The sequence below is a fragment of the Mesorhizobium sp. L103C119B0 genome, assembly GCF_000502235.1.
Classification (GTDB): Bacteria; Pseudomonadota; Alphaproteobacteria; order Rhizobiales; family Rhizobiaceae; genus Mesorhizobium.
This window is the reverse complement of record NZ_AYXE01000002.1, coordinates 464,656-487,581: the sequence shown is the minus strand read 5'-3', so window position 1 is coordinate 487,581 and position 22,926 is coordinate 464,656. Positions and strand designations below refer to the sequence as shown.

General features: G+C 62.9%; 21 protein-coding genes. 11 read left to right on the top strand and 10 right to left on the bottom strand.

What is annotated here, in order from left to right; all coding sequences use genetic code 11:
* Nucleotides 1-20: 20 nt before the first annotated feature.
* Nucleotides 21-1,280 (bottom strand): N-acetylmuramoyl-L-alanine amidase, encoded by a 1,260-nt coding sequence (locus X728_RS161425; protein WP_023830709.1) that lies wholly within the window; start codon nt 1,278-1,280, stop codon nt 21-23.
* Between the two features lie 648 nt (nt 1,281-1,928).
* Here X728_RS161425 and X728_RS161430 point away from each other — a divergent pair.
* A complete protein-coding gene (locus X728_RS161430; RefSeq protein ID WP_023830708.1) occupies nt 1,929-4,847 on the top strand; it encodes a ribonuclease E/G in 2,919 nt (972 codons plus the stop codon).
* Between the two features lie 168 nt (nt 4,848-5,015).
* On the opposite strand, the gene X728_RS161435 is transcribed toward X728_RS161430, so the two are convergent.
* Nucleotides 5,016-5,945, bottom strand: a complete 930-nt coding sequence (locus tag X728_RS161435; protein WP_023830707.1) for a glutaminase — start codon at nt 5,943-5,945, stop codon at nt 5,016-5,018.
* Nucleotides 5,946-5,956: 11 nt separating this feature from the next.
* Nucleotides 5,957-7,105, bottom strand: coding sequence for an aminotransferase class I/II-fold pyridoxal phosphate-dependent enzyme (locus X728_RS161440; RefSeq protein WP_023830706.1), 1,149 nt, complete (start codon nt 7,103-7,105; stop codon nt 5,957-5,959).
* A 144-nt stretch (nt 7,106-7,249) separates the two neighbouring features.
* Here X728_RS161440 and X728_RS161445 point away from each other — a divergent pair, with 144 nt between their 5' ends.
* The 6 genes from X728_RS161445 (at nt 7,250) to aat (ending at nt 12,599) form a co-directional block, all read left to right on the top strand.
* Nucleotides 7,250-8,662, top strand: coding sequence for a M48 family metalloprotease (locus tag X728_RS161445; RefSeq protein WP_023702473.1), 1,413 nt, complete (start codon nt 7,250-7,252; stop codon nt 8,660-8,662).
* Nucleotides 8,663-8,720: 58 nt separating this feature from the next.
* A complete protein-coding gene (locus tag X728_RS161450; RefSeq protein WP_023667484.1) occupies nt 8,721-9,524 on the top strand; it encodes a DsbA family protein in 804 nt (267 codons plus the stop codon).
* Nucleotides 9,525-9,674: 150 nt separating this feature from the next.
* Nucleotides 9,675-10,109: a type II 3-dehydroquinate dehydratase gene (aroQ, locus tag X728_RS161455; RefSeq protein WP_023667485.1), complete on the top strand. Its 435-nt coding sequence runs from the start codon at nt 9,675-9,677 to the stop codon at nt 10,107-10,109.
* 26 nt (nt 10,110-10,135) lie between these two features.
* On the top strand, nt 10,136-10,600 hold the full coding sequence (accB, locus tag X728_RS161460; protein ID WP_023681496.1) for an acetyl-CoA carboxylase biotin carboxyl carrier protein: 465 nt from the start codon (nt 10,136-10,138) through the stop codon (nt 10,598-10,600).
* A gap of 10 nt (nt 10,601-10,610) precedes the next feature.
* Complete coding sequence (gene accC, locus X728_RS161465) at nt 10,611-11,954, top strand: acetyl-CoA carboxylase biotin carboxylase subunit (RefSeq protein ID WP_023681497.1); 1,344 nt, start codon at nt 10,611-10,613, stop codon at nt 11,952-11,954.
* 27 nt (nt 11,955-11,981) lie between these two features.
* Entirely contained in the window at nt 11,982-12,599 is a 618-nt protein-coding gene (aat, locus tag X728_RS161470; RefSeq protein WP_023681498.1) for a leucyl/phenylalanyl-tRNA--protein transferase, read from the top strand.
* Nucleotides 12,600-12,641: 42 nt separating this feature from the next.
* Here aat and X728_RS161475 read toward each other — a convergent pair whose 3' ends face one another.
* The 3 genes from X728_RS161475 to X728_RS161485 all read right to left on the bottom strand — a co-directional run bounded on the left by X728_RS161475 (nt 12,642) and on the right by X728_RS161485 (nt 14,166).
* Entirely contained in the window at nt 12,642-13,025 is a 384-nt protein-coding gene (locus tag X728_RS161475) for a hypothetical protein (protein ID WP_023702474.1), read from the bottom strand.
* A gap of 75 nt (nt 13,026-13,100) precedes the next feature.
* A complete protein-coding gene (locus tag X728_RS161480; protein ID WP_023667490.1) occupies nt 13,101-13,652 on the bottom strand; it encodes a DUF2155 domain-containing protein in 552 nt (183 codons plus the stop codon).
* A 115-nt stretch (nt 13,653-13,767) separates the two neighbouring features.
* On the bottom strand, nt 13,768-14,166 hold the full coding sequence (locus tag X728_RS161485; protein WP_023667491.1) for an NADH:ubiquinone oxidoreductase subunit NDUFA12: 399 nt from the start codon (nt 14,164-14,166) through the stop codon (nt 13,768-13,770).
* 325 nt (nt 14,167-14,491) lie between these two features.
* Here X728_RS161485 and panB point away from each other — a divergent pair, with 325 nt between their 5' ends.
* From panB to X728_RS0134115, 4 genes are all read left to right on the top strand, one after another.
* Nucleotides 14,492-15,322: a 3-methyl-2-oxobutanoate hydroxymethyltransferase gene (gene panB, locus X728_RS161490; RefSeq protein WP_023702475.1), complete on the top strand. Its 831-nt coding sequence runs from the start codon at nt 14,492-14,494 to the stop codon at nt 15,320-15,322.
* An 11-nt stretch (nt 15,323-15,333) separates the two neighbouring features.
* Nucleotides 15,334-16,191 carry a pantoate--beta-alanine ligase gene (gene panC / locus X728_RS161495; protein ID WP_023706622.1) on the top strand — a complete coding sequence of 286 codons (858 nt, stop codon included), beginning with the start codon at nt 15,334-15,336 and terminating at the stop codon, nt 16,189-16,191.
* 224 nt (nt 16,192-16,415) lie between these two features.
* Nucleotides 16,416-17,576 carry a helix-turn-helix transcriptional regulator gene (locus X728_RS161500; RefSeq protein WP_023830705.1) on the top strand — a complete coding sequence of 387 codons (1,161 nt, stop codon included), beginning with the start codon at nt 16,416-16,418 and terminating at the stop codon, nt 17,574-17,576.
* A 182-nt stretch (nt 17,577-17,758) separates the two neighbouring features.
* Complete coding sequence (locus tag X728_RS0134115; RefSeq protein WP_050589846.1) at nt 17,759-19,159, top strand: glycosyltransferase family 39 protein; 1,401 nt, start codon at nt 17,759-17,761, stop codon at nt 19,157-19,159.
* A gap of 16 nt (nt 19,160-19,175) precedes the next feature.
* On the opposite strand, the gene X728_RS161505 is transcribed toward X728_RS0134115, so the two are convergent.
* The 4 genes from X728_RS161505 to X728_RS161520 form a co-directional block, all read right to left on the bottom strand.
* Nucleotides 19,176-19,664, bottom strand: a complete 489-nt coding sequence (locus X728_RS161505; protein ID WP_023830703.1) for a GNAT family N-acetyltransferase — start codon at nt 19,662-19,664, stop codon at nt 19,176-19,178.
* A 4-nt stretch (nt 19,665-19,668) separates the two neighbouring features.
* The gene (gene gatB / locus X728_RS161510; RefSeq protein WP_023681506.1) at nt 19,669-21,168 is read right to left on the bottom strand and encodes an Asp-tRNA(Asn)/Glu-tRNA(Gln) amidotransferase subunit GatB; all 1,500 of its coding nucleotides are present in this window, start codon (nt 21,166-21,168) and stop codon (nt 19,669-19,671) included.
* A gap of 201 nt (nt 21,169-21,369) precedes the next feature.
* The gene (locus tag X728_RS161515) at nt 21,370-21,801 is read right to left on the bottom strand and encodes a CBS domain-containing protein (RefSeq protein ID WP_023667498.1); all 432 of its coding nucleotides are present in this window, start codon (nt 21,799-21,801) and stop codon (nt 21,370-21,372) included.
* A 151-nt stretch (nt 21,802-21,952) separates the two neighbouring features.
* Nucleotides 21,953-22,720, bottom strand: coding sequence for a rhomboid family intramembrane serine protease (locus X728_RS161520; protein WP_023681507.1), 768 nt, complete (start codon nt 22,718-22,720; stop codon nt 21,953-21,955).
* Nucleotides 22,721-22,926: the final 206 nt, after the last annotated feature.

Below are 22,926 nucleotides of genomic sequence, written 5' to 3'. Positions count from 1 at the left end.
CGTGGGCGGCGGCGACCATCTCAGCCTCCGGTTCCCGTTCCCATCTTGGCGGAGGCAAACAGGGCGACGGCGTTGGTGATGCTCTGCGCCGCCTTGCCGCGCCAGTCGGCGTCGAGCAGTTGCGCTTCATCCTTGGCGTTGGAGAGATAGCCGAGTTCCACCAGCACCGACGGCACATCGGGCGCTTTCAGCACTTTGAAGCCGGCCGAACGCTGCGGATTATTGATCAGGCCGACGCTGGTGGACAACTGGCCGACCAGAGTGTGGGCAAAGCTCATCGAGAAATTATGCGTCTCGCGGCGGATCAGGTCGATCAGTATGTCGGTGACTTCCTTGTTGTCGTCCTTGATCACCATGCCGGCGAACTGGTCGGAGAGGTTTTCACGGTCGGCAAGCGCCTGCGCTTGCGGATCGGACGCCTTGTCGGAGACGGTATAGACGGTGGCGCCTCTGATACCCTTGACGCTGATCGTGTCGGCATGGATCGAGATCAAAAGGTCGGCCTCGTGCTGCCGGGCGATGCGCACGCGGTCATCGAGCCGCAGGAACTCGTCGGTATCGCGCGTCATGAACACGTCGTAGTTGGCGACGGCGGCGAGTTTGTCGCGCAATTCGGTGGCGAAGGCCAGCGTCACGTTCTTCTCGATGGTGCCGTTGAGGCCTTCGGCGCCACCGTCGATGCCGCCATGGCCGGGATCGATGACGATGGTGAAGCGATGCCCGGGATTGGAGATCGGCCCTGTGCCGACCCTGGAGCCCTTGTCGGTGGAGACGGTCGAGCCAGTGGTCAGCGCCTGGTTGGCAAGGGCTTCGTCGAACTCGCGGTCGGAGGCTGCCGACATGTCGATGGCGATGCGATAGCCTGCGCCGTCCTCGTTCTTGAGCACCTCGAGCTTGTCGACCGAGAACGGCCCCTTGCCGGTCAGGATCAGCCGCGATCCCTCGCCCTGATCGCCATAACGCACCGCTTTGACCAGGCCGCGGGCCTTGGCGTCCTTCGCGCCAATGGCGAATCGGGTGCGCGGCAGGTCCACGACCAGCCGGTTGGGGCCGCGCAGCAGGAACCATTTGATGTCGGGCTCGCGGTCGAAATCGATGACGATGCGCATCTTGGTTGCGTCGCCGGCCATCTTGTAGGCGGTGGCGCCGAGTGGCGCATCGGCGGCGCGTGAAACCGGCGCAAAAGCAAGGCAAAGCGCCAGCAGCAACAGCACACCGGCAGCGCGCAGGAAACGGCCTGCACGGCCATGGCCCTTGTCTGTGGTGCCCGCCAGTCCCATTTCTTGCAGTCGCTCCTGGTTTGGCGCCTTGCGCCCGCGTGGTTGGTCGAAATGCCGGTCAGGCCGCAGACTCGATTAACGATTGGTATCCAGAGAAGGTTAACCAAGCCTTTTCATTGAGGATTAAGGCCTGTGCTTCCGTTACGGCACTGCTTTTTGCCGGCATCCGAAATCGGGGTTGCCTTCCACCCCGTCAAATCATAAAAGCGATGGTGGATCACTGCAATCCTGGAACCGCTTCTCCCGCAGCTTCCTGCTACAGGTCAGATGAAAGGCGGCTCCTTTCGCTTCCCGCGAAAAGGCTTCAGGTGATCGCGACGAATTTCGCAGGTGTGCGCCCGTGGCGGGGGAATCGCCTGCGTGAGGAAAACGGCCGGGTTTGTTCCCGTGCCGGCTCTGTATGAGCAAACAAGCTGGTCCGGTTCGTCCGGGCTTTGGTTCAAAAGGTTCTGCTGGTGACGATGGCTTCAAGCGCAATCATGGAAAGGTCCGCATCAAACCGCGCCATTGTGGCTGCGGGCGGCACCGCCATGGCGCTCAAGCGGCGTCCGGCGGACATTCAGACATCCGGCACCCACATCCCAGACACGCAGCAGCGGGCTTTGCCTCGCAAGCTGCGGCTGACGGCTGCCGGGAGGAAACGAAATAATGCCCAACAAAATGCTGATAGACGCCTCCCACCCGGAGGAAACACGCGTTGTCGTTATCCGCGGTAACCGTATTGAAGAATTCGACTTTGAATCTCAGGACAAGAAGCAGCTCAAAGGAAACATCTATCTCGCCCGCGTAACGCGCGTCGAACCTTCCCTTCAGGCAGCCTTTGTCGAATATGGCGGCAACCGTCACGGTTTCCTCGCCTTCAGTGAAATTCACCCCGACTATTACCAGATCCCGGTCGCCGATCGTCAGGCTTTGCTGCGCGCTGAAGCGCAGGAAGCCGAGGACGAGGAGAACGAGGACAATGACGGCGACGACCGCCAGAGCCGCGATCGCGGCCGGCGCGGCCGCCGGCGCGGCGGCAAGGGTCGTGAGCGGGGCGAACACAAGCGCGACGCCGGCGCCGATGATGAGAACGGCGAACATGGCGATGCCGGCAGCGATGCCGTCTCCGAAGCGCCTGCTTCCGAGCATGCCGCGGCCAATACCGCCGGGCATGACGATCATGCCGGGCATGGCGACAGCGAAGCCTCCGACGCCGAGACATCCGGGACCGAACCGTCGGAAGGCGGCCCGACATCGATCGCGGCAAGCGTCGAAGCGGATGTGATCTCCGAAGCTGTCCCTGCGGCGGAGCCGGGTGACGAAAGGTCGTCCAGCGAGGCAAGTGGCGAAGCCACCTCCGAGGACAATGATCGCGGCATGCTGGAAGAGGTGCAGTCCTCGCATCCGGACGACCACGAGATCGAATCCGTAGGCGCCGAGGATGCGCTGGAAGAGGTGCGCAGCCGCCGCAAGCCGGTGCGCCGCCAGTACAAGATTCAGGAAGTCATCAAGCGCCGGCAGATTCTGCTGGTGCAGGTGGTCAAGGAAGAGCGCGGCAACAAGGGCGCTGCACTCACCACCTATCTGTCGCTTGCCGGCCGCTATTCCGTGCTGATGCCCAACACCGCACGCGGCGGCGGCATTTCGCGCAAGATCACCAGTGCGGTCGACCGCAAGCGCCTCAAGGAGGTCGTTGCCGATCTCGAAGTGCCGCAGGGCATGGGCGTCATCCTGCGCACCGCCGGCGAAAGCCGCACCAAGGCGGAAATCAAGCGCGACTACGAATATCTGATGCGGCTTTGGGAAAACGTCCGCAACCTGACGCTGCAATCCACCGCCCCTGCCCTCGTCTATGAGGAAGGCAGCCTGATCAAGCGCTCGGTGCGCGACCTCTACAACAAGGATATCGACGAGATTCTTGTCTCCGGCGAGGAAGGCTATCGCGAGGCCAAGGATTTCATGCGCATGCTGATGCCGAGCCACGCCAAGGTGGTTCAGCCGTTCCGCGACACGACGCCGATCTTCGTGCGCAACGGCATCGAGGCGCAGCTCGACCGCATGCTGCAGCCGCAGGTGACGCTGAAGAGCGGCGGCTACATCATCATCAACCAGACCGAGGCGCTGGTCGCCATCGACGTCAATTCGGGCCGCTCCACCAAGGAGCACTCGATCGAGGACACCGCTCTCCACACCAACCTTGAAGCGGCGGAAGAAGTCGCCAGGCAATTGAGGCTGCGCGATCTCGCCGGCCTGATCGTCATCGACTTCATCGACATGGAGGAGAACCGCAACAACCGCTCCGTCGAGAAGCGGCTGAAGGATCACCTCAAGAACGACCGAGCCCGCATCCAGGTCGGCCGCATCTCGCATTTCGGTCTGATGGAGATGTCGCGCCAGCGCATCCGCGCCAGCGTGCTGGAATCAACCATGAAGCCGTGCCCTCATTGCGGCGGCACTGGCCATGTGCGCTCCGATTCGTCGGTGGCGCTGATGGTGGTGCGGGCGATCGAGGAATTCCTGCTCAAGGATTCGCGCAGCCACATCACGGTGCGAACCCCGGCGGCGACCGCTCTCTATGTGCTCAACCACAAGCGCGGCACGCTGGTGGAACTCGAAAGCCGCTTTGGCCTGACCATCACCGTCGAGGCCGATGATACGGTCGGTGTGCAGCACTACGCGATCTTCCGCGGCGCCATTGCCGAAAAGCCGGAAGGCTTTGTCGAAGCGCGAACCTTCCCGGCCTATGTCGAGCCGGAAGAGCCCGAGGACGAGATCGTCATCGAGGAGGAAGACGACGAGGTTGTGGTACAGGCCGAGCAGCCGCGCCAGGCGCAGCCGCAATCGCAGCAGCAGCAGCCGAGATCGGCTGAGGACGGCGAAGGCCGCGACCGCAAGCGTCGCAAGCGCCGCAGGCGGCGCGGCGGCAAGGATCGCGAACGCGAACATGGCGATCGCGAGCATGGCGCCGAAGGTGCTTCGGTTTCGGCGGCAAGCGACGACTTTGCCGCTGAACCAGGCGATGACGATGCAACACAGCAAGACGAAGCCCAGGTTGGCGCCGTCGAAACGGTGGAAGCATCAGATGACGCCCAGGGCAAGAAGCGCCGTCGCGGCAAGCGCGGCGGCAAGCGCAATCGTCGCGAAGACGGCACGGAGACCGAAGCCGGCGAAACCGCCTCGGTGGCCGAGGCCGCTGAAGTCGGAACGGCCGCAAGCGAGCCCGTAGCAGCCGTAGCGGTTGAAGAAGCAGCGGCTCCCGCCGCGGCGAACGACGACGCTCCAGCCGAAAAGCCGAAGAAGAAGCGCGCTTCAAGGGCAAAGAAGGCTGTGGTGGAAGTCGCCGATGAGACGGCGGCCGAGGCTGCACCGGAAGCTGCCGTCGAAGCAGCCGCCCCCGCTGCGGCCGATGCCGCCACGGAAACGACCGTCGACGACGAGCCCGCCAAGGCTCGCCCGTCACGGCGCAAAGCCGTGGCCGCGGATACCACCGCGGTGCCGGTGGTTTCCTCCAGCGTTGCCGACGAGGCAAAGGCCGAGGAAAAGCCGAAGCGCGCCGGCTGGTGGCAGCGGAAGGGCTTTTTCTAAGCTATTCAGCCGATTAAGATAGGTTCCTGACAAAAATCCCGCGCCGTTCAAACCNAGCGGAAGGGCTTTTTCTAAGCTATTCAGCCGATTAAGATAGGTTCCTGACAAAAATCCCGCGCCGTTCAAACCACGGCGCGGGATTTTTGCATGCGCGAATGATGGAAGGCGTCAGGGGGCGAAAATCGACCAGTTCATCATCCTGGCCAGTTTTTCCAAGGCGATCGACCCCAGCTTGGAATTGCCGTTGGCGTTCAAGCCCGGCGACCATACGGCGAGTGAAGCCACACCCGGCACGATCCCCAATATGCCCCCGCCGACGCCGCTTTTTCCCGGAATGCCGACACGGAAGGCGAAATCGCCGGAGCCGTCATAGTGGCCGCAGGTCAGCATCATGGCGCCGATGCGCCGCGCCCGCTCGGCAGACACCACGGAGTGCCCGGTTGCCGGGTTTCTGCCGCCATTGGCGAGGAAGCGGCCGGCCAGCGCCAATTGCCGGCAGCTCATGGCGATCGCGCAATGGTGGAAGTACACGCCCAGCGACAGCTCGGGTGCATGGTTGAGATTGCCGAAGGATTTCATGTAGTTGGCAAGCGCGAAGTTGCGATAGCCGGTGGCGCGTTCGGAAGCCGCGACCTCGCGGTCGATGATGATGGTTTCGTCATCGGCAAGGAACTGGATGAAGCGCAGGATTTCGCCGATCGCCTCGCGCGGCTGGTGGCCGGCAAGCAGTATGTCGGACACGACGATGGCGCCGGCATTGATGAACGGATTGCGCGGAATGCCGTTCTCATGCTCGAGTTGCACGATCGAGTTGAACGGATTGCCCGACGGCTCGCGTCCGACACGCTGCCACAGCGCGTCGCCGACATTGCCGAGCGCCAACGTAAGCGTAAACACCTTGGAGATGGACTGGATCGAAAACGCCTGGTCGGCGTCGCCGGCGACCAGCACGCGGCCGTCATTGGTCACGGCGGCAATGCCGAATTTGTTCGGATCGACCTTGCCGAGCTGCGGAATGTAGGTGGCGACCTCGCCGCGATCGGAGCGCTCGGCCATCTCGGCGGCGACGTCGGCCAGCGCTTGTTCAAGATCCGGCATGCTCGTCCCCGCTATTTCAGCCAGCGCTCGATGCGCGCCATCGCCTCGACCATGTCGTCATGGCTGCCGGCATAAGAAAAGCGCATCGTGCGGTGGCCCTGAAGTGGATCGAAATCGCGGCCGGGCGTCGCCGCCACATGCGCCTCGGCCAGCATCTTGCGCGCAAAGGCCATGCTGTCATTGGTATGCCGGGTAACATCGCAGAAAGCGTAGAAGGCGCCGTCCATCGGCGCCGCCAAGGGAAATCCGAGTTCCGGCAGGCGCCGCATCAACAGCTCGCGGTTCCAGGCGTAGCGCGCCTTTACCGCTTCCAGCTCTTGCGTCGCCTTGAAGGCTTCGATCGCCGCGATCTGCGACAGTTCCGGCGGCGAGATGTAGAGGCTCTGGGCGATGCGCTCGATCGGCCTCACCAGAGCTTCCGGCAGCACCATCCAGCCAATGCGCCAGCCGGTCATGCAATAATATTTCGAGAAGGAATTGATCACCGTCACGCCTGAGCCATGGGCCAGCGCAGTGGTGTCGGGCGCGGCATAGGCCAGCCGATGATAGATTTCGTCCGATATCACCGCGATGCCGAGTTCTTCGGCTGTCCTCACCAGTGCCGACAACTCGTCGGCGGGAATGACCGCACCTGTCGGATTGGCCGGGCTGGCGAACAACACGCCCTTCAGTGGTTTTTCCCGGTGCGCCGATCTCAAATGTTCGGCATGAAGATAGGCGTCGCTGCCGAGCTCGATCTCGACGATCTCGATGCCGAGCGCGGCCATGATGTTGCGGTAGGCCGGATAGCCGGGTGCTGCGATGGCGACGCGGTCGCCGGGATCGAACATCGCGAGGAATGCCAGATTGAAGGCGGCCGACGATCCCGTGGTCACGGCGATCCGGTTCGGCGCGACATCGATTCCGTAATGGTCGCCATAATGCGTGGCGATCGCCTTGCGCAGATCCGCCAGACCGAGCGTGTCGGTATAGCCGATGCGTCCGATCCTCAGCGCATTTGCGGCTGCTTCCCTCGCGCCCACGGGCGCCGGATCGGATGGCTGGCCGACGGCCATGGAGACGACAGGCACGCCCGTCGCCTTCAGCCGGTTGGCTTCGGCCAGAATGTCCATGGCGTGAAACGGCTCGACTTCACCGCGGCGCGACAGCGAAACTACCATTTGACCTCCGTCCGGCCCGCCGCTCGAAGCCATGAACCGGCGGCAGCGCCGCACAAATGCCCGATTGATGTGAGGATCACAAGTTCGCCTAGTTTCGGTGCCGTGACTTTTCATCGTTCGCCCGCTCGTTTACCAGTGGACCTCATGCTGAGCCGACCCAAATCGACGATGTCCAAATCTTCCATCGGGAAGACAGCGCGCGGCTTCGCGACGCTTTTGCTTGCCGCCGCCGTCGCTGTCACCGGCTCGGTGACGGCCTTCGCGCAGGCGGTGCCGGTCGTGCGCGATGCCGAGATCGAGGCGCTGGTGCGCGACTATGCGCGGCCGATCTTCAAGGCGGCCGGTCTTGCCAATGACGGTGTCGATATCGTTCTGGTCAACGATCAGAGCTTCAACGCCTTCGTCACCGGGCGCCGGCTGTTCATCAACACCGGCGCGCTGATGCAGGCAGAAACGCCCAACGAGATCATCGGCGTCATCGCCCATGAGGCCGGCCACATCGCAGGCGGCCATCAGCAGAAATTGCGCGACCAGCTCGAGCGCGCCAAGACCATGGCCATCATCGCCACGCTGCTTGGCGCCGGCGCCATCGTTGCCGGCGCCACCACCAACAGCCGCGGCCTTGCCGGCGCCGGCATGGGCGTGGCTGCGGGCGGCGGCGAGATGGCGCAGCGCAGCATTCTTGCCTACCAGCGCACCGAAGAGTCGACCGCCGACCGCTCTGCCATCACCTATCTCAATGCCACCGGCCAGTCCGGCATGGGCATGCTGAAGACCTTCGCCCGCTTCCAGAGCGCGCTGTCGCTTTCCGGCACGCAGGTCGATCCCTACCGCATCAGCCACCCGATGCCGCAGGAGCGCATCGCCAATCTCGAAGTGCTGGTCAAGCAGAGCCCTAACGTCGACAAGGTCGATCCGCCGGCACTGCAGCAGCGGCACGACATGATGCGCATCAAGATCGCCGCCTATATGGGCGGCCAGGCCGCCGCCACGCGGCTGATCCGCAAGGCCCCGGGCAGCCTCGCCTCGCGCTATGGCGAAGCGCAGATGGCCTATCTCTACGGCAATCTGGGTGCAGCACTGACCAAGGCCAATGGATTGATCAAGGAACAGCCGAAGAACCCCTACTTCCAGGAAATGCGCGGCGACATACTGATGAAGGCCAACAAGCCCAAGGACGCCGCGGACGCCTATGCCAAGGCGGTCAGCCTCGATCCGGTGAGGTCGGGCCTGTTGCCCGTTTCCCTCGGCCAGGCGCTGATGGCCATCGGCACGCCCGACTCGCTGAAGAAGGCGGTGGTGCAGATCAACAACGGTCTCGGGCGCGACAAGGAAAACACGGTCGGATACCGCTATCTCGCCCAGGCCTATGGCGAGCTTGGCAACATTCCGGCGGCGGAACTCGCCACCGCCGAGGGCCACTTTTATTCCGGCGATTACACGAATGCGAAAATTTTCGCCATGCGCGCGCAAAAAGACTTGAAGCGCGGCGAGCCCGGCTGGATTCGGGCGCAGGACATCATAAACTACAACCCTTCAGGCAAACTCAAGAAATGAACCTTCCGGTCGCCCGCGGCGACTAGGATAGACCGGAACCGGTAAAGAGGATGAGACGATGAACAAGGCAATATTGCTCGGCACGACGGGAGTGGCGGCTGCTCTTGCCATGCTCGCTTTCGGGTTCGTCGCCGGCAGTCCGCAGGTGGCCAAGGCCGGCACGGCGCAGACCGTGCAGACCGCCTCTGCCGACACCAAGATCGATCGCACCGAGGTCGAGGGCATTATCCGCGACTATCTCCTGAAGAACCCCGAAGTGCTGCTTGAAGTGCAGGAGGCGCTCGAGGCCAAGCAGAAGGAAGAGCAGCGCATAGCCAGCCTCGGCGTCATCGAGAAGGCCAAGTCCGAGATTTTCAACTCGACCTTCGACGGCGTCGTCGGCAATCCGAAGGGCAAGGTCACCATCGTCGAATTCTACGACTACAATTGCGGCTTCTGCAAACGCGCCATCGACGACATGCAGGCTCTGACAAAGGCCGATCCGGAGCTGCGCTTCGTGCTCAAGGAATTCCCGATCCTCGGGCCGGATTCGCAAAAGGCCAGCGTCGTCTCGATGGCTTTCCACCTGATGCATCCGGAGAAATACGGCGAGTTCCACAACGCCCTGCTCGGCGGCCAGGGCCGCGCCACCGAGGCGGCGGCCATCAAGGTTGCGCTGTCGCTAGGCGCCGATGAGGCGAAATTGCGCGAGAAGATGAAGGATCCGACCATCACCGAGGCTTTCTCCAAGACCTTCGACCTCGCCAACAAGCTGGCCATCACCGGAACGCCTTCCTACGTGGTCGGCAATGAGGTGGTGTTCGGGGCGCTCGGCCAGGAAGTGCTGGCTGAAAAGATCGAGGCGGCGAAAGCCGCGCTCTGATCTTGCACGCGAGCCTATTTCTCACGGGCACATTTCCGCCTGTTGTGGACAGTGAAAGATCGCACTTGTGCTCTTTCCGCGGGCGGCTATGCCCATTATAGAAGGCCCTGCGCGCCGGCTTGAGGCCGGCGTCGGAAAAGGTCGGCATTTTTGAAAACGATTTTCGTCCTGAACGGCCCCAACCTGAACGCGCTCGGCAAGCGCGAGCCGGGCATCTATGGCGGCAAGACGCTTGCCGCGATCGCCGACGACTGCAAGCAGGCGGGCGCCGCGCTTGGCCTCGAGATTGATTTTCGCCAGTCGAACCATGAGGGCGACCTCGTCGACTGGATCCAGGAAGCCGGCGACAAGGCAGCCGGCATCGTCATCAATCCGGGTGCCTACAGCCACACCTCGATTGCCATTCACGACGCCATCCGCGCTGTCGCGCCGCTGCCCGTCGCCGAAGTTCACCTCTCCAACATCCACGCGCGGGAACCATTCCGCCACGTCTCCATGGTCGCGCCGGTCGCTGTCGGCATGATCTGCGGGTTCGGGCCGCTTGGCTACTCGCTGGCGCTGCAGGCGCTGGCGGCACGCCTATGACCGGCCCACAAACAGAAGGCTCGAAAATGTCGATAAAGAAGACCGGTGTTGACCAGCAACTGATCCGCGATCTGGCGGGCATACTGAACGACACCAATCTCACCGAGATCGAAGTCGAGCTCGGCGACCTGAAGGTGCGCGTATCGCGCCAGGCGCCGGCCGTCCACGCCATCGCCGCACCGCAGGCCGGTTATGCTCCGGCAGCGCAGCAGCCCGCGGCGGGCGCGGCTGCCGCACCAGCAGTGGCCGACCCGTCCAAGAACGCGGTCCCCTCGCCGATGGTCGGCACCGCCTATCTCGCGCCCTCGCCCGACGCCAAGGCCTTCATCGAAGTCGGCCAGAAGGTCAAGGAAGGCCAGACGCTGCTGATCATCGAAGCGATGAAGACGATGAACCAGATCCCTTCGCCGCGCGCCGGCACGGTGACGGCGATCCTGTTCGAGGACGGCCAGCCGGTCGAGTACGGCATGCCGCTCGTCGTGATCGAGTAGAGCGGGCCGGATGTTCCAGAAGATCCTCATCGCCAACCGCGGCGAAATCGCGCTTCGGGTGCTGCGCGCCTGCAAGGAACTCGGCATCCAGACCGTGGTCGTGCATTCGACCGCCGACGCTGACGCCATGCATGTCAGGCTCGCCGACGAAAGCGTGTGCATCGGTCCGCCGCCGTCGCGCGACAGCTATCTCAACATCCACCAGATCGTCGCAGCCTGCGAGATCACCGGCGCCGATGCCGTGCATCCGGGCTATGGCTTCCTGTCGGAAAACGCCAAGTTCGCCGACATTCTCGCCGCCCACAACATCACCTTCATCGGCCCGTCGGGCGACCACATCCGCATCATGGGCGACAAGATCGAGGCCAAGCGCACCGCAAAGCGGCTCGGCATTCCGGTTGTGCCGGGCTCCGACGGCGCCGTCACCGACCAGAAGGAAGCCAGGCGCATTGCCGCCGAGATCGGCTATCCCGTGATCATCAAGGCATCGGCAGGCGGTGGCGGGCGCGGTATGAAGGTCGCCCTTACCGAGGCTGACCTTGAGATCGCCTTGCAGACAGCGAGCACGGAAGCGGGAGCCGCCTTCGGCGACGATGCCGTCTACATCGAGAAATACTTGGAAAAGCCGCGCCACATCGAGGTGCAGGTATTCGGCGACGGCGCCGGCCGCGGCGTGCATTTCGGCGAGCGCGACTGTTCGCTGCAACGCCGCCACCAGAAAGTCTGGGAAGAGGCGCCCTCGCCGGCCCTTAACGCCGAGGAGCGCGCCCGCATCGGCAATATCTGTGCCAAGGCCATCGCCGACCTCGGCTACTCCGGCGCAGGCACCATCGAATTCCTGTACGAGAATGGCGAGTTCTACTTCATCGAGATGAACACGCGGCTGCAGGTCGAGCATCCGGTGACGGAGGCGATCACCGGCATCGATCTCGTGCACGAACAGATCCGCGTCGCCTCCGGCGGCGGGCTTTCAGTGCGCCAGGAGGACATAAAGTTCAACGGCCACGCCATCGAATGCCGCATCAATGCCGAGGATCCGCGTACCTTCACGCCTTCGCCCGGCACGATCACGCATTTCCACACGCCTGGCGGTCTCGGCATTCGCGTCGATTCCGGTGTCTATTCCGGCTACAAGATCCCGCCCTATTATGACAGCCTGATCGGCAAGCTGATCGTGCACGGCCGCAACCGCGTCGAATGCATGATGCGGCTGCGCCGGGCGCTCGACGAATTCGTCGTTGACGGCATCAAAACGACGCTGCCGCTGTTTCGCGACCTGGTCGGCAATGCCGATATCGCCAATGGCGACTACGACATCCACTGGCTGGAAAAGTATCTGGCCAAAGAGGAATAGCGCCCGAATTGCCGCTATGATGCCGCGATGACCCGCCCTTACGCACCCGGCTATCGCATTCCGACCGACCTCTTGCTCAAGGCCTATGCCTCGGGCGTCTTCCCGATGGCGGAGAGCGCTTCCGACCCGGAAGTGTTCTGGGTGCGGCCGGAGACGCGCGGCATCATCCCGCTCGACGGCTTCCACACGCCGAAGAGCCTGCGGAAGACGATCCGCAAGCACCCGTTCGACATCCGCTTCGATTTCGATTTCGAGGCGACGATCGACGGCTGCGCCGAAAAACGCGAGGAGCGCCGCTCGACCTGGATCAACGCGCCGATCCGCGAAGCCTATATCGAACTGCACCGTCTGGGGCACTGCCATTCGGTCGAGGCATGGCGCGAGGAACGGCTGGTCGGCGGCCTCTATGGCGTCTCGCTCGGTCGCGTGTTCTTCGGCGAAAGCATGTTCGCCCGGGAAACCGACGCGTCCAAGACCTGCCTGTATCATCTGGTCGAGCGGCTGAAGGCGCGCGGCTTTGCCCTGCTCGACACGCAATTCACCACTGAGCATCTCAAACGCTTCGGCGCGGTCGACGTGCCGCGCGTCAAATACGAGAAGATGTTGGCCGACGCGCTGAAGGGCGAAGCCGTTTTTTATCCCTGATCGGAGACCGAGCGGCCGAGCCGGCTCGACCGGTGAAAGGGGTCAGCCCTTCGCGGCTTCCATCGGCGTCTGCGAATGGAACATCATCTTCCAGCCGTTGACACGGTGGACATAGCCAGTGCTGACCAGCGCCGCGTAGGGCTCGCCGTTTTCCCGTGTCGCATGAGCCTCATAGGTCAGCATGATAATGTCGCTGCCGGGCTCGATGATACCCTTGAGGTCGATCTGAAGGTCGCGCCAGCGGTTGGGCTTGGTCGCGGTCTTGGCCAGATCGGCATTGTCCATTGCCTGTGCCATCTCAGGAAATGCCACCAGGCATTCTGTGTCGACATTGGCGGCGTAGTAAGCTTCGTCGCCCGTCCAGAACCCCTTTTCGAGTTCGAGCAGGTCGTCTTTGCTGGCCGTTATCCGTTTGCTGTCCGACATCAGAATATCCTCCAAGCGCATAAATGCGTCATCGTCCATGGCCCAACGCATAGTTGCCACCACGGTTCCGGAGGATCAGTTGGTGTTGGTCGCGTCAGGTTCCGTGGGGTCTGGCTGTTCGGCGGCCGGAGCAGCGGCGGGCTTTGGCTTGGACGTGTCGACCTTGGGCGTCTCGGCATTGGCCGCGTCGGGCGGCGGCACATCCGACTTCTGCTTGCAGCCCTTTAGCCAGACGTCATAGACGGCGTGCTCGACGGCGTTTAGGCCGGGGCTCTCGGCGAACATCCAGCCGGTGAAGATGCGGCGGATCTTGCGGTCGAGCGTGATTTCGTCGACTTCGACGAAGGAATCGGTCTTCGGCTCTTCATTCTCCGGCCGCGAATAGCAGATGCGCGGCGTCACCTGCAAAGCGCCGAACTGCACGGTTTCGTCGATGTAGACATCGAAGGTGATGATACGGCCGGTGATCTTGTCGATGCCGGCAAATTCGGCGACCGGATTGGTGATGCGATCGGAGATTGCGGGTGCTGCCGCAGGCGCCTGCGCCGCGGCAAACGCTGTCGGGAACATGGCGATAGCGCCAATTGCCGCCAGTCCGGCCATCGATGTCAGGCTGAAAATGTTCATGCGGAGATACCGGTGGTTTGGGCCCGGGTGATTCTGTCACGCCCAAGGCTATTCGCCGTTGTCATATCAGCAAGCAGCTAAACGCCAATTGTGGCGACAAAGGACCGGCCGGCGGTCAAGAACCAGGCGTCCACGCATCGTAGTCGCCCGTCACCTGCGGACGGTGCTGATTGGTGAGCACGGAACCCTTCGGGCGATAAGCCGCCGGTGTTCCCGTGAGGTTCGGCTCATGCGCCTTTTCCCATTCGCGCGGCCGATAGTCATCGCTTGGCGGCGCCACATCGACGCGGTGATGCATCCAGCCGTGCCAGCCCGGAGGGATCGCCGACGCCTCCGAATAATTGGCGTAGATGACCCAGCGGCGGGTGCGGCCTTCCGAATCGACGCCGCCTTCGTAGTAGACGTTGCCGGCCCCATCCTGGCCGACCTTGTTGCCGTGGCGCCAGGTGTGAAAACGGGTTCCCAGCGTCTGGCGGTTCCACCAGGTGAAAAACTGCAGAAGGAAAGTTTTCATTCAGATCCTCGCGGGGCGCACGGCGGTGCCTGCTTCCTGCTTATGGCGTCAGGACTCCGCGAAGGCAAGGGTTTTGCGGTGCCTGCGGCACTGACGGCATGCCGAAGCGCTCAGTGATTGGCCGATCCATTTCGCACCTGCGAACCGACGCTTGCCAAGCCGGCTGTGTGTTCCTAAAGCTCTCATCGTCGGCGCTGCCGCATGACCCCGAAAATCGAAATCGATTTTCGGAAAGGATCATGCGCAAACCAAAGTGCTACAGCGTCCTTTGCGCGTCCACGGGACGCGCGGCGCTGTAGTCAACGCCGGCTGCGGGAGGTGAGGAATGGCCCCAGCTGTCGCCAGGATCAGTGCGGAGACAATACGCGCCCGCAAGGGCGGCGTGCCGGTCGTATGCCTTACCGCTTACACCTATCCCGTCGCCCGCCTGCTCGACGATCATGTCGACCTTCTCCTGGTCGGCGACAGCGTTGCCATGGTGCTGCATGGCCACAAGACCACGCTTGGCGCGTCGCTGGAAATGATGATCGTCCATGGCCAGGCCGTGATGCGCGGCTCGGCAAAGGCCTGCGTGGTGGTCGACATGCCGGCCGGCAGCTACGAGACTTCGGCCGCGCAAGCCCTTGCCTCGGCGCGCCGCATCTCTGAGGAAACCGGCTGCCAGGCGGTGAAGCTGGAAGGCGGCGTCGACGTCGCCCTCCAGATCGCCGCAATCGTCGCGGCCGGCATTCCAGTGATGGGCCATATCGGCTTGCAGCCGCAATCGGTGGAAAAGGACGGTGGCTACAAGATCAAGGGCCGCACGCCGGAGAATGTGGCCGCGCTCATGCGCGACGCCGACGCGGTCGCAAAGGCCGGCGCGTTTTCGCTGGTCATCGAAGGCACGGTCGAGACCGTTGCCGCCGACCTCACCCGGCGCATTGCCATTCCCACCATCGGCATCGGCGCCAGCCGCGATTGCGACGGCCAGATCCTGGTCATCGACGACATGGTCGGCCTGACGGTCGACCGGGTGCCGAAATTCGTCAAGGAATACGCCGATTTGCGCAGCGCGGTCGCCGATGCCGCGGCGCGTTATGCGGCGGAGGTGCGCAGCCGCACCTTCCCCGGGCCGGGCCACGTCTTTTCAGCCGCGAGCGACAAGGACAAGGCATGAACCGGCCCCCCATAAGCCAGCCGCTCGTCGTCGACACCGTGCCCGGCCTTCGCGCGCAGATCCGCGAATGGCGGCGCGAAGGCCTGAGCGTCGCCATGGTGCCGACCATGGGCGCTTTGCATGACGGCCATATCTCGCTGGTCGGGGCCGCGCTCGCAACGGCCGATCGCTGCGTCGTCTCGATCTTCGTCAACCCGGCCCAGTTCGCCCCCACTGAAGATCTCGACAAGTATCCGCGTCAGCTGGCCCGCGATCTCGACCGGCTGACCGAGGCCGGCGCACAGCTTGCCTTCACGCCTACGGTTTCCGAGATGTATCCGGCAGGCTTTGCGACGAAGATTTCGGTCGGCGGCCCGTCTTCTGGCCTGGAATCGGATTTCAGGCCGACCTTCTTCGAGGGCGTCGCCACGGTCGTGGCCAAGCTCTTTCTGCAAGCCCTGCCCGACTACGCCATCTTCGGCGAAAAAGACTACCAGCAGCTTTGCGTCGTCCGAAAGCTCTGCCGCGATCTTGACCTTCCGGTGGAAATCGTCGGCGCGCCAACCGTGCGCGATGCGCATGGCCTGGCAATGTCGTCGCGCAACGCCTATCTCGACGCCGCCGAGCTCGACGTCGCGCGACAGCTCAATGTCATCTTGCGCCAGACGGCGGCAGCGCTCGCGGCCGGTGCCGATGAAAACGGCGTGACCGGTAAAGCCACTGCCGCGCTTCTCGAGGCAGGCTTCGACAGCGTCGACTATGTCGCCGCGCGCGAGAGCCTGACGCTCACCTCGTGGCGGCGTGACGGCGATGGCCGCCTGCTTGCCGCGGCGTGGCTTGGCAGAACCAGGTTGATCGACAATGTGGAAGTTTACTCATTTATTCCCTGAAAAATTCCAATTCCGTTCACTTTGATTTGTATCGCAGAGCGGCCCGAGCGCTCTTAGACAACGGCTCATCAGGTACGTTCTGGCCAGCCCGTAAGCGCTCACGATACACCGAACGCCGCTGTGAGACGTTTCACAGACGTAACCAAGCCGGCTATGTTGTGTGCGACCCCAGGCAGAGACAGTGTGTGACCTGCCACTACGCTGCAATCCTTACGAGGCTCTACGTGTCTGTCCAGGCCAACATAGTCGGTCGCGCCCTGCCGCAGATCGTCGAGGCAATCTACGATTCGATTGTCGATGTCGGCCGTTGGCCATCGACGCTTGAATCAATCTGCAAATTGGCGCTCGGCCGGCTTGCCATGCTGGCGGTCGTCGATACGGCGAGAAACTCGGCCCGGTTTTCGACTTCCTGCGGCGATCCGGTTCTGCTTGAGCCGCTGCAGCGCGACTACGCCTGCGAGGTGCCCTTTTTCAAGGCGGTGCCGAAGATGGAAGTCGACATACCGTTCACCGTCGACAGCGTCTACGCCCTGCAAGGCCCTGACGCCCGCCAGAACTGGCTCGAAAGCCGCATCGTGCGCGAGTGGGTGGAACCCAACCGTCTCGACGATTTCTTCTGGGTAGCGCTGATGAAGCAGCCGGCGCGCACCGGCACGCTGATGGTGGTTACCGACAAGGACAGGCCCCAGATTTCAGCCAGGGATATCGACCTGATGTCCACGCTCGCCCCCCATGTCCGGCGTGCGGTGACCATCGGCGACCTGTTCGAGGCCGAGCGGCGCAAGGCCGACGTCTTTCGCTCGATCCTCGAGAGCCTCGACCATCCGGTGCTGATCGTCGCCGACGATATGCAGATCATTTTCGCCAATCGGGCAGCCGAAGCCCTGCTCACCGAAACCGCCTCAGTGTCCTCGGTGCGCGGCCAGCTGTCCTTCGCTTATGCCAACGCCAACACCGCCATCGGCCGCGCCGTCCAGCTCGGCACGCGCGACGAATTCGCGCTCGGACCGTCCGGCATCAACATTCCGCTGGTGAAGGCCATGTCTCCGGCGGTGGCGCATGTCATGCCTCTGGCGCGACGCGACATTTCGGCCCGCATATCGCCGCGCGCCGCCGCGGCCATCTTCATTGCCGCCGCCGGCGCCACATCAGTGCCGGCGCTGGAAGCGATCGCTGCACTGTTCGGACTGACAGCAGCGGAAAAGCGTGTCGCCGGCCATGTCGCCGCCGGGCTGACACGGCGTGAAATCGCGGCTGCCAGCGGCGTCTCGGACGGCACCGTCAAATCACAGCTGGCGACGATCTTCGACAAGACCGCCACTGGCGACCAGCGAGAGCTGGAACTCCTGATGCGCGAATTGACGCCGCCGCTGCGCTCGGCCTGAAGCCATACTCGGAGCCAATCATCAAATTTTTCAACTATTTGCCGGTACGCAGGCGTAATCCACAATACCAAGCCGGCATCGTTGCAATTCGGCCAAAATCATGGTGCGGTTCTGCTCCGGTCCGGAGACGGTGCATCGTGCACGACCGGACGTGGAAACGATTTCCTGGGCGGTCCCCGAATTTGATACCGACACGAATTGAACGGCTGCTGCCTTACCTCTTCCTGCTGGCCCTGCTTTGCATCGCGCTCGCTTTCCGTCCGCTACTGCCGGTCGATGAGACGCGCTATCTCAGCGTCGCCTGGGAGATGTATCTCGGTGGACATGTCTTCGTACCGACGATGAACTTTGCGCCCTATCTGCAGAAGCCGCCGCTGTTGTTCTGGCTCATCGATCTCTCTTGGAACATCTTCGGTGTGAGCCGCGCGGCGGCGATGCTCGTCATCTTCGCTGCCTCGTCGCTGGTCATCTGGCTGACGACACTTCTGGCCAAAACCCTGTTTCCCGAGCGCCCGGAAATCGCCAGTCGCATCCCCTGGCTGGTGGCCGGCAGCACCGTCTTTGTCATCTATTCGACCCTGATCCTGTTCGACATGCTTTTGACGGCCTGTGTGGTCGCCGCACTGCTGGCGTTGCTGGGCTTCGCCAGGACCGGCAACCGCTGGCAGGCGGTGCTGGCGGGTCTCTTCATCGGGCTCGGCGTGCTGGCCAAAGGCCCGGTCGTGCTCATTCACATCGGCGCGCCCGTCCTGCTCTATCCCCTCTGGCGTGACCGGCGAGCCGGCCTTGCCCCTTTGCAGTTCTTTGCCGGAGCCGGCCTGGCAATTCTCGCCGCCCTTGTCCCGGTCGCCATATGGCTGGCGCCCGCGACCATCCTGACCAAGGGCAGTTTCGTCTACGATCTCGTCTGGAACCAGTCGGCAGGTCGGGTTACCGGAAGCCTGCACAATTCGCATGGCCGGCCGTTTTACTTTTACCTGATGCTGTTGCCGCTCATGTTCGTGCCCTGGGCCTTTATCCCCCCGGTGTGGCGGCTGAGGCCGGTTGCCCGGATACGCAGCCTGATCGACACCAAATCCCCGGATCTGCGTGCCCTGCGCCTGCTGTCGTTCTCGTTCATTGCGGTGCTGCTGGTCTTCAGCGCCATATCCGGCAAGCAGCCGCACTATGTCGTGCCGGCACTACCGTTCGCGACCATTCTGCTGGGCTACTTCATGGCTGAGATTTCAGTCGCCAGGCTGAGGGCGACGGCCTTTGTCATGCTTGCCCTTTTCGCCATCGGCCACGCCGCCGCCTCGGCGACCGTGTTCAAACGCTACGATCTCACGCCGCTGGCGAGCTTCATCGACGAACGAAAGGACGCCGACTGGGCCGTCGCTTACGACTATCAGGGCGAGGTCGGTTTCCTTGGGCGAATAGAGAAGCCATTCGAGAACGCCGACAAGCCTGAGGAATGGCTCAAGTCTCATCCCGGCGGCTACGTCATCGAAAAGCAATCGAAAGATCCGGGCACATCCGAACAGATCGCCTTCCGGCAGCCGGTGGAGCGCGGCTATCTGGTCGTGCTGAAGGGACAGCACTGAACGTTTCGTCGGACGCCTATCCCAGCGGCTTCTCGAAGATCAGCGCCGGCAACCCCGAACCGCCGCCGCAATCGGCTGTGCTGCCGACCGGCAAAAATCCCTTCGAACGGTAGAAGGCGATGGCCGGCACGTTGGCCTCTTCCACCTCGACCCGCAACCTGTTCGCCTCGGGAAAGCTGGCTTCGACCTCGTCCAGCAAGGCCTGGCCGATGCCTTGCCGCTGGCAGGCCGGCAGTACATAGAGCTGGTTCAGCAGCACGATCTTCGCATCCGTCGTTGCGGCGGCAAAAGCCATGCCGCCGATACGCTTGCCGTCATCGGCGACCAGGAATTCCGAGTTCGGCCTTGTCAGCCGCGCCTTGAGCGAGGCGATCGAATGCCAGTCATCGGTAATTTCGGTCACCCGCTGGGCGCCATAGATCGCGTCGTAGGTTGCGTGCCAGGTTTCGACCAGCAGCGCGCGGACGGCGGCAAGGTCACGTTCGCTGGCGGTGCGGACGAACATTGTTCTATTCGATACCGAGCTTGGCCTTGACCAGATCGTTGACCGCCTGCGGGTTGGCCTTGCCGCCGGTGGCTTTCATCACCTGGCCGACGAACCAGCCGGCCATGGTCGGCTTGGCGCGAGCCTGTTCGACCTTGTCGGGGTTGGCAGCGATCACCTCGTCGACCGCTTTCTCAATGGCGCCGGTGTCGGTGACCTGCTTCATGCCGCGGCTTTCGACCAGCTGGCGCGGATCGCCGCCCTCGTTCCAGACGATCTCGAACAGATCCTTGGCGATCTTGCCGGAGATGGTGCCTTCCTTGATCAGGTCGATCACGGCACCGAGCTGCTCCGGTGTTACAGGAGCATTTTCAATGTCCTTGCCGGCCTTGTTAAGCTGGCCGAGCAGGTCATTGATGACCCAGTTGGCGGCAAGCTTGCCGTCGCGGCCCGAGGCCACCTGCTCGAAATAGTCGGCGATCGGCTTTTCCGACACCAGGATCGAGGCGTCGTAGGTCGACAGGCCAAGTGAAGAGATCAGCCGCGCCTTCTTGTCGTCGGGCAGCTCCGGCAACTCCTTGGCCAGCGCGTCGACATAGGCCTGATCGAATTCCAGCGGCAAAAGGTCGGGATCGGGGAAGTAGCGGTAGTCATGCGCCTCTTCCTTGCTGCGCATCGAGCGCGTCTCGCCTTTGACGGCGTCGAACAGCCTGGTTTCCTGGTCGATCTTGCCGCCATCCTCGAGGATGGCGATCTGGCGGCGCGCCTCGAACTCGATGGCCTGGCCGATGAAGCGGATCGAGTTGACGTTCTTGATCTCACAGCGCGTACCGAATTCGCCGCCGGGCCTGCGAACGGAGACGTTAACGTCGGCGCGCATCGAACCTTCGTCCATGTTGCCGTCGCAAGTGCCGAGATAGCGCACGATGGTGCGCAGCTTGGTGACATACGCCTTGGCCTCGTCGGCCGAGCGCATGTCGGGCTTGGAGACAATCTCCATCAGCGCCACGCCGGAGCGGTTGAGATCGACATAGGACATGGTGGGATGCTGATCGTGCATCGACTTGCCGGCGTCCTGCTCCAGGTGCAGGCGCTCGATGCCGATCTCGATGTCCTCGAACTCGCCCTGCCGGTCGGGACCGACCGAAATGACGATCGTGCCTTCGCCTACGATCGGCTGCTTGAACTGCGATATCTGGTAGCCCTGCGGCAGGTCGGGATAGAAATAGTTTTTCCGGTCGAACACCGACTTGTGGTTGATCTGCGCCTTCAATCCGAGGCCGGTGCGGATCGCCTGCTTGACGCATTCCTCATTGATGACCGGCAGCATGCCGGGCATGGCCGCGTCGACCAGGCTGACATTGGCGTTGGGCGCCGCGCCGAAAGTCGTCGACGCCCCGGAAAACAGCTTTGCTTCCGAGGTCACCTGCGCGTGAACCTCGAGGCCGATGATGATCTCCCAATCGCCGGTGGCGCCGGGGATAAAACGTTTGGCGTCGGGCGTGCGGGTATCGATAAGGGTCATGGTGGCCTGCGCTTTTGGCTCGCGAAAACTTCGATTTTCGTGATTTGGGTATCGGTCTTCGCTAGTGCAAACCGCTTCGCGAGACAAGCGCCCAAAGCAGCGCAGAGCAGCGGGCTGGCCTTTTCAGCCGCTTTCGGCCGCTCGGCACCGATAGAATGAACGCCGCCGGCCGGTATTCCGGTCGGCGGTCTTTTCGTCAGGTCAGGCCGTTGCGATATAGGCCCTGATTTCGTCGGCCTCGCGCTCGACATCCTCGATGCGGCGCTTGACCACGTCGCCGATCGACACGATGCCGTCGAGCAGCCCATCCTTTTCCACCGGCAGATGGCGGAAACGGCCTTTGGTCATGATCTCCATCACCTCGTTGACCGTGTGGTTCTCGTTGCAGATCTTCACTTTCGGCGTCATCGCCGAGCGTACCGTTATATCAAGTGCGGCAGCGCCTTCCCTGGCAACGACCCGCACGATGTCACGCTCGGAAAGGATGCCGACGATCTTGCGATCGCCATTGGTGATGACCAGTGCACCGATCTTGTGGTCGGCCAGGATTCGAATGGCTTCGCTGAGCTTTACATTCGGCCCGAGCGTGAACACGTCATGGCCTTTTCTCTCGAGAATTGCCTTAACCGTCATGGCGTCCTCCTCCTCCTGCTTGGCTAGCCAGCTCCCGCCCTGACCGGCTTCACATAAGAGTGAACATCGTGCGCCGTGATCGGTTGCTTTTCAAGTGTGCCAGTGGGGTGTGCCAGTGGGGTGTGCCAGTGGGGTGCGCCAATAGAGTGCGCTAGTCGGGGGTGCGCTGGTCGTCGGGGATCTCCCATTCAGGCGCCCGCCAACGCCGGTCGAACCAGCGCAACCCGAAGAAGCCTGCGACGAGGCCGCCAATGTGCGCTTCCCAGGCGATCTGGCCGGGTTCTCCGAGCCCGAGACCGTAAAGGCCGGTGGCGAGATTGATGACCATCCAGGCGCCGAGAAAATTGACGACGCCGCGCATGCGCAAAACGATTGCGATCGGCAGCACGGGGCCGGCAAAGGCCGCCCTGCCGGAGGAGCGGTCGGTACGGAACCCGAAACGCGCCGCAGCACCCATCATGCCCGATATCGCTCCGGAAGCGCCGACCAGCGGCGCTTCGCCGTATGGATGGACCGCCCAGAACAGCACCACCGCGGCCAGCCCGGTGGCGGCGAAAAACAAGGCGAACCAGAACCAGCCGAGACGGTTGGCCAGCGGCGACCCGAAGGCGGCCAGCGCAACCATGTTGATGGCAATGTGGGCAACGCCGCCATGCATGAAGGCATAGGTGAAAGGACGGGTGAAGAGGAACCAGTCGAAACCGTATTGGCCGGTGTAGAGGACCGGAATGAAGGCGCCATCGGTGAGCAATGTTATCTGCTGCTCTTCGGTCAGCACATATTGCTGCAGCAGGAAGACGGCGACGCAGATGCCGATCACCGCCAGCACCACCGGTGGCAGGTTGAACACCGGCTCGCGGCGCGGCGGCGGCGCCTCCGCGGTCTGTTCGGTCTCCAGGGGGCCGGCCGGTTCGCTCATATGCACTGATCCAGGGATTTGCGTGTCGCGAGCATCTAGGCCATGCCCGGACAAATCACAAACTACGAATCACAAAGCGCGAATCACAAACCGCGAATCAAAAAGAAGCCGTCCAAGGTTTCCCTTGAACGGCTGGTCGAGCCCCCTGCTCCCCTAAAACTATTGACCGAAGTGCTGTTGGTCGTCGCGAAACGACCGCTTCTGGA

Bases quoted from the DNA above. Each gene is read 5' to 3' on its own strand.
- X728_RS161425 (WP_023830709.1), bottom strand. From the start codon at position 1,280: ATGGGACTGGCGGGCACCACAGACAAGGGCCATGGCCGTGCAGGCCGT.
- X728_RS161430 (WP_023830708.1), top strand. From the start codon at position 1,929: ATGCCCAACAAAATGCTGATAGACGCCTCCCACCCGGAGGAAACACGC.
- X728_RS161435 (WP_023830707.1), bottom strand. From the start codon at position 5,945: ATGCCGGATCTTGAACAAGCGCTGGCCGACGTCGCCGCCGAGATGGCC.
- X728_RS161440 (WP_023830706.1), bottom strand. From the start codon at position 7,105: ATGGTAGTTTCGCTGTCGCGCCGCGGTGAAGTCGAGCCGTTTCACGCC.
- X728_RS161445 (WP_023702473.1), top strand. From the start codon at position 7,250: ATGCTGAGCCGACCCAAATCGACGATGTCCAAATCTTCCATCGGGAAG.
- X728_RS161450 (WP_023667484.1), top strand. From the start codon at position 8,721: ATGAACAAGGCAATATTGCTCGGCACGACGGGAGTGGCGGCTGCTCTT.
- accB (WP_023681496.1), top strand. From the start codon at position 10,136: ATGTCGATAAAGAAGACCGGTGTTGACCAGCAACTGATCCGCGATCTG.
- accC (WP_023681497.1), top strand. From the start codon at position 10,611: ATGTTCCAGAAGATCCTCATCGCCAACCGCGGCGAAATCGCGCTTCGG.
- aat (WP_023681498.1), top strand. From the start codon at position 11,982: ATGACCCGCCCTTACGCACCCGGCTATCGCATTCCGACCGACCTCTTG.
- X728_RS161475 (WP_023702474.1), bottom strand. From the start codon at position 13,025: ATGTCGGACAGCAAACGGATAACGGCCAGCAAAGACGACCTGCTCGAA.
- X728_RS161480 (WP_023667490.1), bottom strand. From the start codon at position 13,652: ATGAACATTTTCAGCCTGACATCGATGGCCGGACTGGCGGCAATTGGC.
- X728_RS161485 (WP_023667491.1), bottom strand. From the start codon at position 14,166: ATGAAAACTTTCCTTCTGCAGTTTTTCACCTGGTGGAACCGCCAGACG.
- panB (WP_023702475.1), top strand. From the start codon at position 14,492: ATGGCCCCAGCTGTCGCCAGGATCAGTGCGGAGACAATACGCGCCCGC.
- X728_RS161505 (WP_023830703.1), bottom strand. From the start codon at position 19,664: ATGTTCGTCCGCACCGCCAGCGAACGTGACCTTGCCGCCGTCCGCGCG.
- gatB (WP_023681506.1), bottom strand. From the start codon at position 21,168: ATGACCCTTATCGATACCCGCACGCCCGACGCCAAACGTTTTATCCCC.
- X728_RS161515 (WP_023667498.1), bottom strand. From the start codon at position 21,801: ATGACGGTTAAGGCAATTCTCGAGAGAAAAGGCCATGACGTGTTCACG.
- X728_RS161520 (WP_023681507.1), bottom strand. From the start codon at position 22,720: ATGAGCGAACCGGCCGGCCCCCTGGAGACCGAACAGACCGCGGAGGCG.